Origin of the sequence: Sporosarcina limicola (assembly GCF_014873855.1) — a bacterium.
Classification (GTDB): Bacteria; Bacillota; Bacilli; order Bacillales_A; family Planococcaceae; genus Sporosarcina; species Sporosarcina limicola.
In genome coordinates, this window is sequence record NZ_JADBEL010000021.1 from 31,783 (window position 1) to 48,208 (window position 16,426).

Sequence of the window (16,426 nt, forward strand, 5' to 3'; positions counted from 1 at the left end):
CAGTTTTCCTGTTTGCAAATCAGTGGATTAGCGTACTTTGAGGAGGAATGAATAGAATCATGGTGATTGGAGTAGCTTCCGGTGTAGGAAAGTCAAATGTTAACTATGGAGAAAGGGCTGTTGTAATAAAATACAACAGCCCTTTTTCTCTACAAATTTCATTTTTAAAGTGTGAAAGAACTGGTTGAACGTACACTTGTGTACCTACTGCAAAACTATATAGACGACCAGCAGTTATAGTCCCATTAAGAGGAGATGTGGTAGGACGATGCCTCCCAATGATATTTTCCCGTTGAATGATTGTATAATCCTACACGAATAACACTTGGTTTCGGCGACCAACTAACATTATATTTCACTGTTTTTTTCTTAACCATGGAGATTCGACTCTGTCCATACGTACTATTTCTCGCTAAGACATTCTAGTCAGTATTATAAGCAGCAATAACGCCTACTTAATCACTAATTACAACCTTAGGAAAAGGAGCAGCCCTAACGCCTATTTACCACCAGTTACAACCTTAGGAGTCTTAATGCCTACTTTAACTTTACCACCCTTTACAACCTTAGGAGTCCTAACGCCTACTTTAACTTTACCACCAGTTACAACCTTAGGAGTCTTAACGCTTGCTTTAACTTTACCACCAGTTACAACCTTAGGAGTCTTAACGCCTGCTTTAACTTTACCACCAGTTACAACCTTAGGAGTCCTAGCGCCTACTTTACCACCAGTTACAACCTTAGCAACGCTAACGCCTACTTTGTTATCAGTATATACCTCCTGCTTTGCACTCGCGGCATCTGCCACAATTGCACCTACTGACATAAATCCCAGAGTGAGCATAATTGCAGACACGCGAATCCATTTTTTACTTTTAAAATTTTCGTTTTTCAATATCATTGTAATTCTCCTTTCAAGATGTTTTTGCTTGTCACTAAATGCGGAAAATAATTTTACTCGTTGGTCTGCGACATTCCAAAGTACATTTAAAATCAACTCACAATATCGCCTCCTTTCCTGATTATTCATTGATTTTACAACACTTTCGTCACATGAGAGTTCACAAAAGTGGTCAATGTCACGTCTGGCCATATAAACTAATGGGTTAAACCAATGGACTGCATTGATTAAAAGCAGCAAGCATTTTATCCATGCATCATGGCGCTTCCAATGCGTTAATTCATGAAGAAATATACACCGCAATTCTTCTAGTTGAAATTCAACATTCGGCAAAACTATACGTGGGTGAAAGATGCCACTCAGAAAAGGTGAGCTAATACTCGAAGAAATGTATACGGGTATTTTTTCTGATATGCCCATTTCTTGTTTGCATATTGAAAGCATTCCTACAATCTGTTGATCATCCGTTAGTCGGCACAAGCTTACAATACGTTGATTTGCTTTATAGTTCTGAACAATGACAATTGCGATGAATACCAACGTTCCCATCAGCAAAAGATAGGGGAGAAAAACTAGGATTGAATAGCCTATGGAATAGCTTTCCACCTGCACTAATTCAGGTGGAAGAGCTGTTTGGGAAGTCGGACTAAAACGCATGATAGAGGGCAAGTTCAGTACTTTGTCAATCTTTGGGATGATATTCAAATCCAGCCGTGATAGCCAGTAATGGTAAGGAATCAGGAACAGTGTGGCAATCACAATATTGGAGTAATAATGCCATGTTGCTGTAAAATATTTAAGCGTTACCGTACTCAACATCTTCAAAATCAGGTAGAATACCCCTGCTATAACGGACATCATCAACAACTGAGTGTACATGTTCATCAGCATAAAAATCACCTACTCCTTTAAGCGCTTCATAAGGCTCTCAATGTCTTCCTTCGTTAAGTCGTCATTCTCGCACAATGCAGTTATCAGGCCAAATACGGACCCTTTATGCACGTCTTTTATGAATTGTTTTGTTTCGGAATTCCGATATTCTTGTTCTGTAATGCAAGCTTCATAATGATAGGCCCTTCCAATTCTTGTTGCTTTAATAATTCCCTTTTCAATCAAACGTGCCAAAAACGTAATGACTGTGTTTTGCTTCCATGCATTTTCTTCTGGCAGACCTTTCATAATTTCTGAAGTAGTTACAGGGCTTCCCGTTCCCCATATAAATACCATAATCTGTTTCTCGGCATCCGATATGCGTTGCAACTTTTTCATGATGATTCTCCTTCCTTATTAATCTATACCGTGTAGGTTAATTTAAATCTACACGACGTAGATTAATATGTCAAGGCATTTCATTACTGAGTAAAATTACACTAGTTACATTGGGTGGTGTTCAAATTACCTATACAAATCTAGGTAATGAAAAAAGACCACTATCATTTCATTTTTTCTATTGACTTAAGTACCTGATAATCCTCTTTCGTATCGATATCGAATACAAGCCTTTTATCAGTACAGGGGTACAGTTTTCCTGTTTGCAAAAAATCACCTTGTAAAAGTGCTCTTGCTCCTTTGTCACCACGTAATTTCAGCAGGTCGGGGTACATGGCCGATGAAAAAAGGACAGGCGGGGTAATCGTCTGTTCATATGTAGTTGCGACGAACCTACATGACGGGTTTTTCTTCATACAGGTAATCATTTTTTCGAGCATTTGGACTGTGATGAAAGGCTGATCGGCCAGCATGACAATGACGGCATCCATCTGCTCTATTTGAGCTTGTTCAATTCCGCATCGTAATGACTCGGATTGGCCATCATTTGCAGTGGAACAGGTAAGGATTGTGACCTTCTCGTTCGATTTCATTGCATCAGGCAACCACTTCGCTTCCGCCGTATTTGTAATAATATATACTTCATCAAGCAACGATTTCAAAGCAGTTTCAAGCGCCAAGCTCCCTACGGTCATTGTCCCAACAGGTAACGCCAATTTATCGCTCCCCATCCGGCTACTGTTTCCAGCGGCAAGGTAAATACCGGCAATTTTCATGTCATTTTCCCCCGTCTCACGGCAATTAATTCCGCCACAATACTGACTGCGATTTCCTCAGGTCCATCTGCACCAATGGAAAGTCCAATCGGTGAATGAATCCAATCAGGAACTTCTCCGCCATACAAGCGTTTCATCCTCTTCTTTGATCCCAAAACACCAAGATACAACAGTTGAAACGAACAAAGACTTTGCACTAGTTTGATATCCTGCTGAAAGTCATGCGTCATAACAATGACAGAATCCAGCGGGCTGAACGGAATATTACCGATTAGCTTCTCAAGGTCGCCAAGTTGAAATGATTCTGCAGTGGGGAAATAAAGTTCGTTGCAAAGCGATTCGCGCCAATCAAGCAGATGGACAGCATAACCGACGTTCCCTGCAACACGGGCGAGTGGTCTGGCATCTGCACCCGCACCGATAATGTAGAGATTTGGTTTAGGCCATACTACTTGACGATAAACCGTTTCATCGCACACGGTTACCTGGCCTGCAATGTTTTGAAAAGGTGTGGCGGTGTCTAATTCGGGTCGAGTTTCATCATTTACCTCACCAAACTTTGCCCCACTTCTGCTTATAAATGAATACATATTAAAATCCTTCATCGATTGCATGTAGTAAACGGGCTGTTTCGCTTGCAATTGGTCATTCAAAAAGGTGAGTGCTTTTCGGAAAGTCGCATCAATAGCGCGAACCATAACGGTCACAACCCCATTGCACCCCGCACCGCGCCCCCAGCCCAAATCATCTTCCGCACTTAAATCATAACGAAATACGTCCGTTTTCCCTGTGTTGAATAAACCCTGCGCCCGGTTATGTAGATCACTTTCAAGACAGCCCCCACTAATCACACCTAATCTCGTATCATCTTCTTTTAGTAACATCCAAGCGCCTTCTTTGCGATAAGCAGACCCGTCTACATGCACAATCGTCGCAAGTACAGTGGGTTGGTCATCAGTCAATATCGTGCTAATTATTTCTTGAAGCCGTTCCATTTATCCACCTCGTAAGTCCAATTCATTGCTACAACTTTGCCCTAATTGAAGCCTTTCTATGCGATTCAAGAATCAGTCATTATAAACAGGGCCTGGATTGGATAAAATATGACTACTAGTAGATGAGGATAGGTTAAAAATTCGGGAGGGGTTTTCATGGATACTTCAATACGGTCAACCGTCGGGAAGTCGGAACAGAGAATCGATACAGTTGAAAAGGCCACTGGGAGAGTTCGATATGTGGGGGATTATGCGGTTCCTGGCATGTTGTATGCTAAATTGGTGACGAGCACAGAGGCGCATGCCAATATCAAAGCAATCGATACAACAGAGGCTTGGAAAGTACCAGGTGTGCGCGCAATCGTCACAGGTGAGGTTTTCCCTTTCCATATCGGTCCAATCCTAGCAGACCGACCTCCTTTAGCGTTTGAAAAAGTGCGTTATTACGGTGAACCTGTAGCCATTGTTGTAGCCGATCATGAACATCAAGGGAAACTGGCGGCGAGCCTAGTTAAGGTCGAATACGAACAGTTACCCGTCGTGAACTCTGTTAAACAGGCATTTGAGACCGGCGCTCCATTAGTGCATACCGATTCAGGCCAGTATATGAAAATCATCAGTGACGTCTATCCCGTACCTGGAACGAATATCGGCAGTCATATTAAAATCCGTAAAGGAGATTTCGGTACTGCATGGGCAGCGTGTGCGGAAACAGTAACGGCTACTTATTCATTTAATTTATCGGATCACGCCGCCCTCGAAACGCGAAGTACACGAGTTGAAATTAATCCAGCTGGTAAAGTCATCGTTCATTCTTGCACGCAGTCACCTTTTACCATCAAGAAAGTATTAAATCAGTTTTTCAGTATTGAAGTGGGCAATATTATGGTTCATGTCCCATTGGTAGGCGGCGCCTTTGGAGGGAAGGGAACTATCCAGTTAGAACCGCTCGCTTATTTAGCATCGAAAGCGGTAGGAGGCAAAATGGTGAAGTTGCAATTTGAACGGGAAGAGGATATGAGAACAGCTCCTTGCCATATCGGATTTGACGCGACTATTAAACTGGGGGTTGATAAAGGGGGTAAATTGCTTGCGGGACAATATACGTTTTTGATTGATTCAGGAGCCTACACGGACCAGGCGGCAGGAATAACAAGGGCGGCGGCGCTTGATTGTACAGGCCCTTATGACATCCCGAATGTATGGTGCGACTCCTATTGCATGTATACCAATCATCCGTTTGCCACGTCATTCAGGGGGTACGGTCACCCCGAATTGACATTTGCGGTAGAAAGGACGATGGATCAATTAGCCCGGAAATTAAACATGGATCCCATTCAATTACGACTTCTTAATTGCATCAAACCTGGAGACACGACGCCAACACAATCTGTGCTTACAGCAAGCAATATCGGTGATGTGGAGAAATGTATGCTCCGCGCAAAGGAAATAATCGAGTGGGATAAAGGCGAGCGGATTGAAGTCGGGACAGAAATCGTGCGCTCCAAAGGAATCAGCATGATTTGGAAAACATCGACAACTGCTACTAACGCTCAAGCGGGTGCGGTGTTGATTTTTGAGGCAGATGGCACTGTCAATGTAAACTGCGCGGCAATTGAACTGGGACAAGGAACGAAAACAATTCTTGGACAGATTGCTGCTGAAACACTGAAAATGGGCATGGACAAAATTCATGTGACGATGGAAGTGAACACACAATATGACCCCCATCAATGGCGAACGGTAGCGAGTAGTACGACCTTTTTGGCGGGACAGGCAGTACTCGCCGCTGCTAAAGATGCGATTACCCAATTGAAAAAGACAGCAGCCATTGTTTTACAATGCGCCGAAGAAGATTTAGATGTGGGCGGAGGACGTGTCTATTTGAAGCCAGATCCATCACATGGTGTCGACTTCAAGGACATTGCGCTAGGGTACACATTCCCGAATGGCCATGCGATTGGCGGTCAAGTTGTCGGTGTTGGCAAACATATTCAAAGACATTTGACGCCAATGGACAAAGAAACAGGGTTCGGGAAACCAGGTCCGTGGTGGTCTGTGGGTGCGCAGGCGGTGGAAGTGGAGTGGAATGAACGGGATTATACGTACAAAATAGTGAAGGCCGTTACAGTTCTTGACGGGGGTACTATCATTAATCCCATGACTGCAACACAGCAAATGAGGGGCGGCATGTATATGGGGCTTAGTTTCGCGAGTACAGAATCATTTATTTTTAATGAACAAGGCGTGATGCAAAATCCGGATTTGCGTAATTATCAACTGCTACGTTTCGGTGAACAGCCGGCGGAATATCTCGTCGATTTTATCGAAACGCCGTCCGCCGATGGTCCGTATGGTGCGCGTGGGATTGGGGAATACGGGGTGATTGGTATGGCGGCAGCACTGGCAAATAGTCTATCAGTGGCGGCACAAGTGGAGCTAAATGAGTTACCACTCATCCCAGAATTCATCTGGAGAACGAAGAAGGAGGGTGGGAAATGATTGCGTTCGATTTTAATTACTTCAAGCCATCCACGATTTCGGAAGCGGTCGATACCTTTAACGAAGCACGGGAACGTGGGGAGAAGACCATCTATTATTCAGGTGGAACGGAAATCATCACGTTCGCACGTGTGAATAAAATAACGATGGACACAGTCATTGATAGTAAAGGGATTCCAGAGTGTAACGTGCTAGAGATACAGGGCGATAAGCTGGTCATCGGGGCGGCTGTTTCATTGAATAAAATAACGGAGTCGAATTTATTTCCTTTATTGGGCCAGACCGTTAAGAAAATTGCGGATCACACTTCACGGAATAAGATTACGATAGGTGGGAATCTAAACAGTCAATTGATGTACAGGGAAGCGATGTTGCCTTTACTAGTGGCAAATGCAAAAGTAAGAATTGCAGGCAAGGAAGGGGAAGAGGTCCTACCGTTAGAAAAGTTTTTTAACAAGGAAATAGATGAAGGGAAGTTCCTTGTACAAATCATAATCGATACACAGTACGTAGATTTGCCTTTTATTAGTTTGAAACGCACGAGAATGTCGAAGGTTGGTTACCCGGTTGTCTCCTTGGCGGCATTGATGAAGAATCAGCGTATTCGCGTTGCATTTAGTGGGATCTCTGAACATCCTTTTCGCTCAGCTGTTGTCGAAGGGGTTCTCAATGATCGCACATTGACGGTGAAAGAAAGAATTGACAAGGCCGTAGCCAAACTTCCTGCATCTATTGTTCAAGACATACATGCTTCGGCGAAATACCGCGAATTTGTGTTAAAGAATAGCCTGACAGACGCGCTAGAAAATATGGAGGGCATAAAATGATTATTTCAAACGGAATAACAAAGTCGATTATCCAACTTCATGTCAATGGGGAAACCCACGATACTGTCATTCGATCCGCAGATACGCTCCTGCATACATTACGGGAACAATTAGGGCTGACAGGGGCAAAAAAGGCTTGTGGAAATGGCGATTGCGGAGCATGTACGGTACTGGTGAACGGTGAGTCGATGCACTCTTGTCTATCGCTAGCGATTGAAGCAGTTAATCAGCCGATTACGACCATAGAAGGACTGCTAGATTCACCTATTCAAAAGGCGTTTATAGAAAACTGGGCCATTCAATGCGGCTATTGCACGCCGGGTTTCATTGTAAACACCCATGCGCTTATAACTAAACATCCGAATGCCGGCGATGAAGTGATTGAGGAATGGTTGCAATCAAATCTTTGTCGGTGTACAGGGTATCAGGAGATTATGGCGGCGGTACGGACAGTGTGCAATAGCTCGCAACTTAGAACCCCCCCAACAAATGAATGAACTGTCGAGGGGGGATGGTGGTGTTAGCCTTTTTTGAAACTGTTGTTGCCGCTGTTCAATGATTGGATTAGCTGAAGCGTTTGCGCCGCCTGATCAATCTGTTGGCGGACTTGTTCCAATTGCTGTTGTACAGTAGACGGTGACTGGGTAACGGCCGCGCCTTGTATCTGGTTTAGTAGCTGCGAAGCTTGTTGAAGTTGTTGTTGCGCTTGTTGAACGGATTGTGTGTCGAACATGGAAGTTATTTGCTGTATTGTCTGTACGGCTTGTTGCATTGCTTGAAGCGCATGCTTCTTTTGCTTTTGGAATTGTTGTTCAACTTGCAGCTGATCTTGCTTATTTTGCTGTACCAAGTGGGGGGACTCCTTTCATTTAAAAATGCCTCAGTCGCTACTAGTATTCGGAAAGTAAACAGTTTTTTAATCAAAAAGGAAAGTATTTCGAAACTTCAATCATTTTCCGCGAACAAAATGATATACTAAACTCATTCACTTTGTTGAAATGGGGGAGAGCATGTCAGAAAATAATGAATCAGCATTCGTGATGTTTTCATTGCCACATTTCGCGGCAATAGGGCTATTAATTTTCGCTATTATACTTTTATATAGCTTTAAAAGAAAAGTACACGTAACTATTCTTGGCGGACAACGGATTGAACGAGTTTTCGCAATCTCTTTATTAATGATGGAACTCTATTTTCATATGTCGTATATGTGGGTGGGTCGATGGGCTATTAGCTATTCGTTGCCACTTGAATTATGTAGTTTTTCATTGATTGTAGCCATCACCTTGCTCTGGACCGGGAATCGTCACCTTGTCGATTTCGTCTTTTACGCTGGAATCGGAGGGGCTATCCAGGCTTTTTTGACGCCTGTGATTGATTTTGGTTATCCACATTTCAGATACTTTCATTTTTTCTATGTCCATGGTGGCATCATTTTGACGGCACTTTATTTCTACCGGATGAAAGGTTATCGGCCCACTTTTAAAGGAATAATCAAAACAATGGTGACTTTAAATGGTTTGTTGCCAGTAATTTTTGCTATAAATTGGATTGTGAATGGCAACTATATGTTTCTACAGCAAAAACCTAGTGGTGGAAGCCTATTGGACTATCTGGGTCCCTATCCGTGGTATATCCTATCACTAGAAGCAGTGGCTTTTACCATGTTCCTCGGTTTATGGCTAGTGTTCAAAGGTAAGCGGAGAGAATAAAGCGCATGTTTTTCAATTAAAATGGACAGCTAATTGCAAAGGATGGTATTCTTAATGGTAACAAGTATCTCTAGATAATGATTTGAGATGAAAACTTTTATAAGGGGAATCGTATATGACTGAATCAAATGAAACGAAATCTACTGAAGAACAAAAAACAAAAGCAAGCTACAAAGACATTATCAAACAACAGCTTGAAGCAAAGAAAAATAAACAAAATGCTGGTAATTTAATAAGTGGTGGCGTTCAACAGACGAAGAAAATGAAAAGCCAGCAAGCAAGAAAAGCGAGTAATTCACATAGGAAAATGGGCGTTTAATCTCGAAAATTCTATAATCCTGCATGGGTAACTACTTAATTTAAAGGCCGTTTGACGTTAATACGTCAAACGGCCTTTTGTGCTGCAATTTGCATTGCAGTCTAGTTATTTTTAACTATTTCTAACTATGGAGAGGGGAGAAGTGAAGAGGAGAGAAGTGAAGAGGAGTTCCTAATCTTGTAATGGGTCTACTTTCATCCAGTCCATCTTTTCATCTAGGAACAGAAATAGTTACGAGTAATTAGAAAAATGACATTGACACTAAAGATAAATATGAATATAATGGTAATTATGTTAAAATGATTCACGAAAGGTTTTTGGGAGTAATGTAAGGAAAATAGTTCCGCCTAGAGAGGGTGTTATCTAATTAAAAAGCGCGACATACAGCGCAAACTGTATTGAAAAACGCAGTATCATACTAACAGAACTAGAGAATGGATCATCAATCAGCACCAGTAGATAATGGAAAGTAGGAATGCTAAATGAATGAAAAAATGAATCCGTGGCTTTCAGTTTGGGTAAAGCCCCGAAAAACGATGCGCTATGTAATTGAAACAAAATCGATGCAATATATGTTAATTGTCGTCTTAATTTCGGGTGTAATTGATATATTGGATAAAGCGAGTAACAAAAATTTAGGAGATTCCTTCGCTTTACCGCTCATTATCTTGATGGCGCTTGTTTTGGGTCCTTTGTTTGGGTGGATTGGATGGTGGACAAGTTCGGGAATCTCCTATTGGGTTGGAAAATGGTTTGGTGGTCAAGGAAGTTTTGATGATTTACGAATGGCGTTCGCTGTTTCCTATATACCGCTTGTTTTGTTGGGTGTATTTTGGATTTTTGATATTTTAATCGTTGGCGCAGCACTTTTTACTGAGGCTCCTGAAGTTCCGTATTCCCAAATAGTATGGCTGATAATCCGTAGCATAATTTCAGTTATTGTGGGCATTTGGAGTACTGTTATTTTAATTAATACAGTGGCCGAAGCGCATCGTTTTTCCGCTTGGAAAGCATTTGCTACCATTATACTTCCGGTAGTTGTCCCGGTTTTCTTTGTGTTTTTACTCTTTATGTTCATTTAATCTACGACTTTGAATTGAACTTAACCGTCAATTCAAAGTCTTTTTATTTGATTATAGATTGAATTGCTAAGAAAGTTGTTCGTGGTAAAAGATATCGTTTGAACTTACCACCTTCTTTTATTCATCTTTTCAAAGGTTGGAATACTAAGCGGATTGTTGTTTTAAAATTTTCAGTGAAACAATTTTAATCTTCCATTCGTGAAAGGGACAAGAAGCGTATTGGAGGAGAAATTAAAATGCACACAATCACTATAAAAGGACTGACTAAATCATTTCGCAAGTTCCGAGCGCTGGATGGGATCGATCTACAGATTGGACCTGGGTTGTTTGGACTGCTTGGACCGAATGGAGCAGGAAAGACAACATTGATGAAAGTCCTAAGCACAAGTAGTAGTTGGAGCGATGGAAAGGTGACGGTATATGGATTTGACCTTTTAAAAGAAGGCGATAAAGTCCGTGAATTGCTGGGCTATTTACCGCAACAATTTCAAACACCTCATCATTTTACCGGGGGACAGTTATTACACTACATCGCAAGCATGAAGGGCGTTTTGGATACAACAGAACGAACGAAACAAGTTGAGCGTGTATTACGCGAAGTGAATCTCGAACAACATGCAAATAAAAGAATAAAAGCGTATTCTGGTGGCATGAAAAGAAGGCTCGGCATTGCGCAAGCCTTACTTGGGAATCCCAAACTCATTATTTTTGACGAACCAACAGCTGGCTTAGATCCTTCGGAGCGAATTCGTTTTCGAAATCTGATTGAAAGGTTAAGTAAAGAGTGCACAATTATTTTATCGACTCACATTATTAGTGATATTGAATCTACTTGTGAAAAGGTTGCTGTTATGAATAATGGAGAAGTGCATTTCCAGGGATCAGTCGAGGAGCTAGCCCAGATTGCAGAAAATGTGGTTTGGGAGCTGCACGTGCCTATTTCAGAATATGACCTTATTGAAAGAGATTATGTAATCATTTCGAGTAGAAGAGAAGGGGATCATGTGCTTTTCCGAGTTATTTCAAAAGTTCAACCCCATCACCTGGCAAAAACTGTTTCACCTTCTCTTGAAGATGGTTACATGGCCATATTAAATGGGGTGATCTAATGAATGGGTTTTCGTTCATTTTTAAAAATGAAGTTTCATTATTGTCCCGAAATAAATTTTTAATACTTCCGCTCGTAATTAATGTACTTTGTTGGGGAACGATCATCACTTTTTATGAAGTAGAGCCTTTTCATTTCGAAACGCGAGGGGAGCTATTTTATACGAACTTTCAGTGGATCTTAGTGGTGAATCTCCTCTTGCTAGGCTTATTTGCGACATACGTAGGAGGGAAAGATTCGGAGAGCGAATTTGAATCGTTAGTCATTACATACTCGGTAAAAAACACACACTGGTTGATTGGAAAATGGTTTGTTGCCCAATGTTACGGTGCATGTTTCACCTTGATAACGTTGTTTATTCAAGAGCTATGGTTTCTGAGTGGTGGCATGGAAGTTGATGAGGTAGTGCAAAACAGTTTCTACATTTTTTTTCAAATGGAAGGAGCACTATTTTTAATCATCTCAATCGGGTTTTTACTGGGTAGTTTAATTCGGAGCGTGATTTCATACATGATCACGCCAGTTGTAATAGGGTGGATGACATACATAACCGTAACAATTACGATTAATTCTCCCATAAATCCCCGGTTAAAGCTAATACTCAGTCAGGATGCAATGTATACGGTTAATCCTTACAGTGGTATTTGGGGGATTGGAAATATTTTGGGTAATTCACTTCTACACCAGGCGGTTGTGCTGTTAGCAGGTTTCTTTCTATTAGTAGTAACGCTATTAATATATCGTCCAAGACGTAGCCAGAGAAAAGAAAAATTTATTGTAATAACTATGCTAGTGGCAGTAAGTATTCCGGCTATGTTGTTAGGTAAGCAACGGTATAACCAGTATGATGTTGCTTTTAAGCATTATCTTGAAACGGGTCAAACCTATTTGATGCCTTTAGAAGAGGAAGAGTCCTTTTATGAAAATAGATGGGATCAAACTAAAAGTAACTTTTCTATGGAACAGACGGATTTGGTCGTCGTATTTCCTTTAAAAGATACCATTTCCGTAAAAAGTGAATTGGTAATTCGCCATAATGGGGAGATAGCAGTTAACGAATTGGAGTTGACCCTCCATCATGCGTTGAGCGTGACGAATTTCGATAATGAAATTATAGATTCTTTTATACAAGATGGTGATTCCATTCTTGTAAAAACAAAAGAGATGATTCAACCGCAACAATTAATCCAGTTGAAACTGAATTATGAAGGGAATATCAAGCAATATCGCAATGATGCACTCGTAGAACAATCGTTCAGCAGTGAAGACGGCATCTATCTTCCAAAAGAGGCAGGCTGGTACCCCCTCATTGGAAAGAGAAAATTGGCGATTAGTAGCCCACACTCCCACATATATTCGAATTTCGACTTACGGAACGGTCGAATGGTCGAGACGATTCCGACTGCATTTACTGTTCATATCGACCAGCCTTATGGTATCCCCATTACGTTAACAATTCCAGAGGTAGAGAAAGGCATCTATAAAGGGATATCATACTATGGCTTGTCTCTAATCGGAGGTAACTTTAAGGAAGAAGTATTTGAAGGGATACGGCTGATTGGCCATTCTGACTTGATTCCAGGCGCCCGGAATGAGGTGACTATGAGCATTGATGGTTGGCGGTCTATAGAGGAATGGTTGGGTGTTCCGGTCGTTCCAGAAGTCATCTATATAATGGACTTCATGCATGCCGAATTGACAAGACAGTCGCCGAGTCGAGAATTTCTTGTTTGGGATGGGTTTGTGTTAAAGGGTTTACTAGAAAGGGAAACAACAAGGGCTTTTTATACGACTTCATCCCTTGTAGGAGACTACTTATTTAATACAAACAACGATTTGAGAAATGATTCGAGAATTGTAATTAGTCTTATGGATTGGGAATTTCAAAAGCACTTTGGTACAGCATCTAATTTCGAAAGCTATTCTGAAGTATATTATGAATCAAATCTGGCAATATCCCCGAGAGAAGAAAAACTCATTCACATGATTGGGAAATACGAACAAAAAGGTGAAGTTGAATTTAGTGCGCTCGTCAAATCTGTTTATTTACAATACGAAGAAATGGAAGACAAAACGGGCTTCAATCTTGTGAATGCAATTGAGGTCTTTGAACAATTAGAAATAGAGGGACAAGATTTATGAGCGGCGTATGGCTTAGGATGCGTATTTGGCTGAAACTTTGGTTGACGACGGTGCATTCAATTTCCATCATGTTACTCGTTCCGATTAGTATATATCTCGTTTTCACTATTGAAGCGGGGGACATTCGATCATTTTCAAGTTTGGTGTATGAACAAGCGACAGTGATTTGGTTTGTATTTGTTTTGCAATGGTCTTTCTCCATTGATTTTAATTCGAATTTCCATGTTCAATTGATAACTTATCGTTTATCGAGAGTGCACATTATTTTGGAAAGATTGCTTTTCTCATACTTTATCTTTTACAGCACCCTCATACTCCTAACAATTGTGTTCAAAATTTGGGGATTCAATTTTTCCTGGTATAGCTTAGTTTTTACAATTCCTGTGCACGCAAGCATTGGCGGAGTTGTTTTATTCGGTACAGTTATGGGAAATCATTCGCTTGGCGGCTTGTTCGGGGGACTCATTTCTGGGCTATTTTTAATCGTTGGCGGAGAGTTGTTAGGGAATCTTAATCCGATTTTACTCAAATTTCAAAATGTCTACAAGTATGTAGTCGAAACGGGTATGGCTGAGACAAACTCAGGTTGGATTACCACAAATCGATTTTTTTATCTGCTACTAGGTGTTCTATTAATCGTTCTAGCGTTGGTACAGTTCAATAAAAAGACTTTTTAGATGGATGAGGTAATAGGAATGCAAGATGAAGAATATATGAGGCAATTGTCATTAGGGAATGAGTCCGCACTGGATTCACTTGTATTCCTTTACCACAAGCCATTACATGGGTATGTGTACCGATTATTGCTTGATGAAAAATTGGCAGAAGACATTATTCAAGAAACATTTATCAAAATTTACAAACAAGGAAAAAGAGGAGATATACCGGATAAGTTTAAACCGTGGATTTATAAAATTGCTACAAATCTTTGTAAGGATTACTGGAAGAAAGCATCTACCCAAAGGGAGAAATTGACCGATCAGTATGAAGGGGGTCATGTGCAAGTTCATCATATTATTGACTTGCAGATTGAACGCAAGTGGATGATTGAAGCATTGAATCAATTGACGATTGAGTATCGAATGGTTCTCTATTTGCGTTTTTATCAAGACCTGAAGTATTCCGAAATAGCATTGGCATTGGATATACCGATAAATACAGTCAAAACACGGATTACACGCGGTTTACAGCGCTTGGAAATCATATTAAGAATAGATGAACAGAAAGGGGCGGGGGCAGATGAATGAAGATCAAAGGTTGACACGACTTGAAAAAGAATGGCAAAATCGTTTCGATTGTTTCACAACTCCCCAACCTTCTACAAGGCAGTCATTCGATTTGTTGAATAAAATCAAAGAGGATCATGCAGTAAAACCTCTTGATATGCGGGAAGAACTAGAGAATCAGCAACAAATACAATCAGCGAGATCCCGATTCTTCCATTTGTTTTTATCACAATGGAATTATTACGGCTCACATAGTTGGCTCTACACGGGGATTCTTATGCTTTTCTTAAGTTTAACAATTGGCGGAAACACTGAAAACGTGATAAATGCTTATATCGAATGGGTGAGGTGGGGAACTTTAGTTGTCATTTTTGGTATCGCATATGCTTTCCGCACGAAAGATGAAGGAAATTGTATTATTGAAACACTTAGTTATTACCCTTTGCATTACCAACTATTTGCGCGTTTCATCATCGTAATGGGTGTACAAGTACTGATTACAATCCCGCTGAGTTTTTATGTTTTTGCAAGCGTGAGTGCCATCATGCTTCTTTTTTCTTCATTGTTGGTCATGTTCTTTTTCGGTGTTGTCGGTTTTATCAGTACGTTCTGGTTTGGGCAGAACATAGGCTTGATCATTACGCTAACAGTATGGCTGTTACAATTGTTAGGTAAGGGTAAAGGTGGAATTTTTTATTTATTTCAGGTGCCGACGAGTCATACGTTCGTATATATGCATGGTATGGTTTTCATTTTATCTTTACTATTAGCTAGTAGCGCATTATTGAAAGTGAGAATGAGGAGGGTTGCTGCATGACGGTTCGGATTAGCTTGCACGACGTAGAATATTCGTTGGAAAATCAACGAGTGATAGATGTCATCTCTTGCGTTTTCACGTTGGGTATATCGTATGTAGTTGGTGGAAATGGGGCTGGGAAGAGTACATTGTTAAAACTCATTTCCACCGCTTTGGAACCTGAAAGTGGTGGCATTATTTATTCAAGATTAGTACATGATCGTCTACTGGGAACGTACCGACAACAATTGGATGAAGAAGAGATACGAAGAATGATTGGATACTTACCTCAAGATTTTAAAGGCCATTCATCTATGACGATTCAGCGGTATCTAAAATATATTGCGTACCATAAAGGTATTCCGTATCACCTTGTTGAATCTAAATTGAAGCTTTGGATGAAAGACAGTAATCTTTATAAAATCAGAAATAAAAAGTTGCGGCATTTATCTGGAGGGCAACTTCAAAAAGTGGGACTCATTCAAGCTTTGATTAATGAACCAAGAATTTGTATACTAGATGAACCATTTGTAGGATTGGATCATACTGAAAAAGCATTCTTCAAACGTAAAATTGAGCGCTTATCCTTTCATAGCGTGATTATTATCAGTACACATTTGATTGAAGAAATCGGACAGTCAGCAAACAATAGGCTTTTATTTATGGAAAATGGGAAGATTTCCTTTCTTAAAGGGGTAGATGAAGTTGCCAAAGTATTTAAACGTACAATTGGTAAAGTTGAAGGGGTAATAGATTAATTATCGAAGAAAA

General features: G+C 40.7%; 18 protein-coding genes. 13 read left to right on the plus strand and 5 right to left on the minus strand.

Annotated features, from left to right (window positions below; translation table 11 throughout):
* The first annotated feature begins 47 nt into the window (after window positions 1-47).
* Complete coding sequence (locus tag H4683_RS15670; protein WP_192599772.1) at window positions 48-188, plus strand: hypothetical protein; 141 nt, start codon at window positions 48-50, stop codon at window positions 186-188.
* 311 nt (window positions 189-499) lie between these two features.
* Here the strand turns inward: H4683_RS15670 and H4683_RS15675 are convergent, their stop codons facing one another.
* From H4683_RS15675 to H4683_RS15690, 4 genes are all read right to left on the minus strand, one after another.
* Window positions 500-1,792: a M56 family metallopeptidase gene (locus H4683_RS15675; protein ID WP_192599773.1), complete on the minus strand. Its 1,293-nt coding sequence runs from the start codon at window positions 1,790-1,792 to the stop codon at window positions 500-502.
* A gap of 9 nt (window positions 1,793-1,801) precedes the next feature.
* Entirely contained in the window at window positions 1,802-2,170 is a 369-nt protein-coding gene (locus H4683_RS15680) for a BlaI/MecI/CopY family transcriptional regulator (protein ID WP_192599774.1), read from the minus strand.
* Window positions 2,171-2,334: 164 nt separating this feature from the next.
* Window positions 2,335-2,946, minus strand: a complete 612-nt coding sequence (locus H4683_RS15685) for a nucleotidyltransferase family protein (protein ID WP_192599775.1) — start codon at window positions 2,944-2,946, stop codon at window positions 2,335-2,337.
* Window positions 2,943-3,941 carry an XdhC family protein gene (locus H4683_RS15690; RefSeq protein ID WP_192599776.1) on the minus strand — a complete coding sequence of 333 codons (999 nt, stop codon included), beginning with the start codon at window positions 3,939-3,941 and terminating at the stop codon, window positions 2,943-2,945. Before H4683_RS15690 ends, H4683_RS15685 begins: the two co-directional genes overlap by 4 nt.
* A gap of 156 nt (window positions 3,942-4,097) precedes the next feature.
* Between H4683_RS15690 and H4683_RS15695 the strand changes: the two genes are divergently transcribed.
* From H4683_RS15695 to H4683_RS15705, 3 genes are read left to right on the plus strand one after another with little or no spacing between them, the layout of a single operon-like run.
* Entirely contained in the window at window positions 4,098-6,443 is a 2,346-nt protein-coding gene (locus tag H4683_RS15695; RefSeq protein WP_192599777.1) for a xanthine dehydrogenase family protein molybdopterin-binding subunit, read from the plus strand.
* Window positions 6,440-7,270: an FAD binding domain-containing protein gene (locus H4683_RS15700; protein ID WP_192599778.1), complete on the plus strand. Its 831-nt coding sequence runs from the start codon at window positions 6,440-6,442 to the stop codon at window positions 7,268-7,270. Before H4683_RS15695 ends, H4683_RS15700 begins: the two co-directional genes overlap by 4 nt.
* Window positions 7,267-7,767 carry a (2Fe-2S)-binding protein gene (locus tag H4683_RS15705; protein ID WP_192599779.1) on the plus strand — a complete coding sequence of 167 codons (501 nt, stop codon included), beginning with the start codon at window positions 7,267-7,269 and terminating at the stop codon, window positions 7,765-7,767. The genes H4683_RS15700 and H4683_RS15705 overlap by 4 nt, the downstream gene beginning before the upstream one ends.
* A 23-nt stretch (window positions 7,768-7,790) precedes the next feature.
* Here the strand turns inward: H4683_RS15705 and H4683_RS15710 are convergent, their stop codons facing one another.
* The gene (locus tag H4683_RS15710) at window positions 7,791-8,120 is read right to left on the minus strand and encodes a hypothetical protein (RefSeq protein WP_225942133.1); all 330 of its coding nucleotides are present in this window, start codon (window positions 8,118-8,120) and stop codon (window positions 7,791-7,793) included.
* Window positions 8,121-8,280: 160 nt separating this feature from the next.
* On the opposite strand from H4683_RS15710, the gene H4683_RS15715 reads away from it, so the two are divergent.
* From H4683_RS15715 to H4683_RS15755, 9 genes are all read left to right on the plus strand, one after another.
* Entirely contained in the window at window positions 8,281-8,982 is a 702-nt protein-coding gene (locus H4683_RS15715) for a YwaF family protein (protein WP_192599780.1), read from the plus strand.
* A 115-nt stretch (window positions 8,983-9,097) separates the two neighbouring features.
* Window positions 9,098-9,301, plus strand: a complete 204-nt coding sequence (locus H4683_RS15720; protein ID WP_192599781.1) for a hypothetical protein — start codon at window positions 9,098-9,100, stop codon at window positions 9,299-9,301.
* A 482-nt stretch (window positions 9,302-9,783) separates the two neighbouring features.
* Window positions 9,784-10,383, plus strand: a complete 600-nt coding sequence (locus tag H4683_RS15725) for a Yip1 family protein (protein ID WP_192599782.1) — start codon at window positions 9,784-9,786, stop codon at window positions 10,381-10,383.
* 236 nt (window positions 10,384-10,619) lie between these two features.
* Window positions 10,620-11,492, plus strand: a complete 873-nt coding sequence (locus H4683_RS15730) for an ABC transporter ATP-binding protein (protein ID WP_192599783.1) — start codon at window positions 10,620-10,622, stop codon at window positions 11,490-11,492.
* A complete protein-coding gene (locus H4683_RS15735; RefSeq protein ID WP_192599784.1) occupies window positions 11,492-13,633 on the plus strand; it encodes a hypothetical protein in 2,142 nt (713 codons plus the stop codon). The genes H4683_RS15730 and H4683_RS15735 overlap by 1 nt, the downstream gene beginning before the upstream one ends.
* On the plus strand, window positions 13,630-14,310 hold the full coding sequence (locus tag H4683_RS15740) for a hypothetical protein (RefSeq protein ID WP_192599785.1): 681 nt from the start codon (window positions 13,630-13,632) through the stop codon (window positions 14,308-14,310). Before H4683_RS15735 ends, H4683_RS15740 begins: the two co-directional genes overlap by 4 nt.
* Window positions 14,311-14,328: 18 nt before the next feature.
* Window positions 14,329-14,880 carry an RNA polymerase sigma factor gene (locus H4683_RS15745; protein WP_192599786.1) on the plus strand — a complete coding sequence of 184 codons (552 nt, stop codon included), beginning with the start codon at window positions 14,329-14,331 and terminating at the stop codon, window positions 14,878-14,880.
* Window positions 14,873-15,676 carry a hypothetical protein gene (locus tag H4683_RS15750; protein WP_192599787.1) on the plus strand — a complete coding sequence of 268 codons (804 nt, stop codon included), beginning with the start codon at window positions 14,873-14,875 and terminating at the stop codon, window positions 15,674-15,676. The genes H4683_RS15745 and H4683_RS15750 overlap by 8 nt, the downstream gene beginning before the upstream one ends.
* The gene (locus H4683_RS15755) at window positions 15,673-16,413 is read left to right on the plus strand and encodes an ATP-binding cassette domain-containing protein (protein ID WP_192599788.1); all 741 of its coding nucleotides are present in this window, start codon (window positions 15,673-15,675) and stop codon (window positions 16,411-16,413) included. The genes H4683_RS15750 and H4683_RS15755 overlap by 4 nt, the downstream gene beginning before the upstream one ends.
* The last annotated feature ends 13 nt before the right edge of the window (window positions 16,414-16,426 follow it).

What these genes read in the sequence shown, in the direction of transcription:
- H4683_RS15670 (WP_192599772.1), top strand. Translation starts at nt 48, where the DNA reads ATGAATAGAATCATGGTGATTGGAGTAGCTTCCGGTGTAGGAAAGTCA.
- H4683_RS15675 (WP_192599773.1), bottom strand. Translation starts at nt 1,792, where the DNA reads ATGCTGATGAACATGTACACTCAGTTGTTGATGATGTCCGTTATAGCA.
- H4683_RS15680 (WP_192599774.1), bottom strand. Translation starts at nt 2,170, where the DNA reads ATGAAAAAGTTGCAACGCATATCGGATGCCGAGAAACAGATTATGGTA.
- H4683_RS15685 (WP_192599775.1), bottom strand. Translation starts at nt 2,946, where the DNA reads ATGAAAATTGCCGGTATTTACCTTGCCGCTGGAAACAGTAGCCGGATG.
- H4683_RS15690 (WP_192599776.1), bottom strand. Translation starts at nt 3,941, where the DNA reads ATGGAACGGCTTCAAGAAATAATTAGCACGATATTGACTGATGACCAA.
- H4683_RS15695 (WP_192599777.1), top strand. Translation starts at nt 4,098, where the DNA reads ATGGATACTTCAATACGGTCAACCGTCGGGAAGTCGGAACAGAGAATC.
- H4683_RS15700 (WP_192599778.1), top strand. Translation starts at nt 6,440, where the DNA reads ATGATTGCGTTCGATTTTAATTACTTCAAGCCATCCACGATTTCGGAA.
- H4683_RS15705 (WP_192599779.1), top strand. Translation starts at nt 7,267, where the DNA reads ATGATTATTTCAAACGGAATAACAAAGTCGATTATCCAACTTCATGTC.
- H4683_RS15715 (WP_192599780.1), top strand. Translation starts at nt 8,281, where the DNA reads ATGTCAGAAAATAATGAATCAGCATTCGTGATGTTTTCATTGCCACAT.
- H4683_RS15720 (WP_192599781.1), top strand. Translation starts at nt 9,098, where the DNA reads ATGACTGAATCAAATGAAACGAAATCTACTGAAGAACAAAAAACAAAA.
- H4683_RS15725 (WP_192599782.1), top strand. Translation starts at nt 9,784, where the DNA reads ATGAATGAAAAAATGAATCCGTGGCTTTCAGTTTGGGTAAAGCCCCGA.
- H4683_RS15730 (WP_192599783.1), top strand. Translation starts at nt 10,620, where the DNA reads ATGCACACAATCACTATAAAAGGACTGACTAAATCATTTCGCAAGTTC.
- H4683_RS15735 (WP_192599784.1), top strand. Translation starts at nt 11,492, where the DNA reads ATGAATGGGTTTTCGTTCATTTTTAAAAATGAAGTTTCATTATTGTCC.
- H4683_RS15740 (WP_192599785.1), top strand. Translation starts at nt 13,630, where the DNA reads ATGAGCGGCGTATGGCTTAGGATGCGTATTTGGCTGAAACTTTGGTTG.
- H4683_RS15745 (WP_192599786.1), top strand. Translation starts at nt 14,329, where the DNA reads ATGCAAGATGAAGAATATATGAGGCAATTGTCATTAGGGAATGAGTCC.
- H4683_RS15750 (WP_192599787.1), top strand. Translation starts at nt 14,873, where the DNA reads ATGAATGAAGATCAAAGGTTGACACGACTTGAAAAAGAATGGCAAAAT.
- H4683_RS15755 (WP_192599788.1), top strand. Translation starts at nt 15,673, where the DNA reads ATGACGGTTCGGATTAGCTTGCACGACGTAGAATATTCGTTGGAAAAT.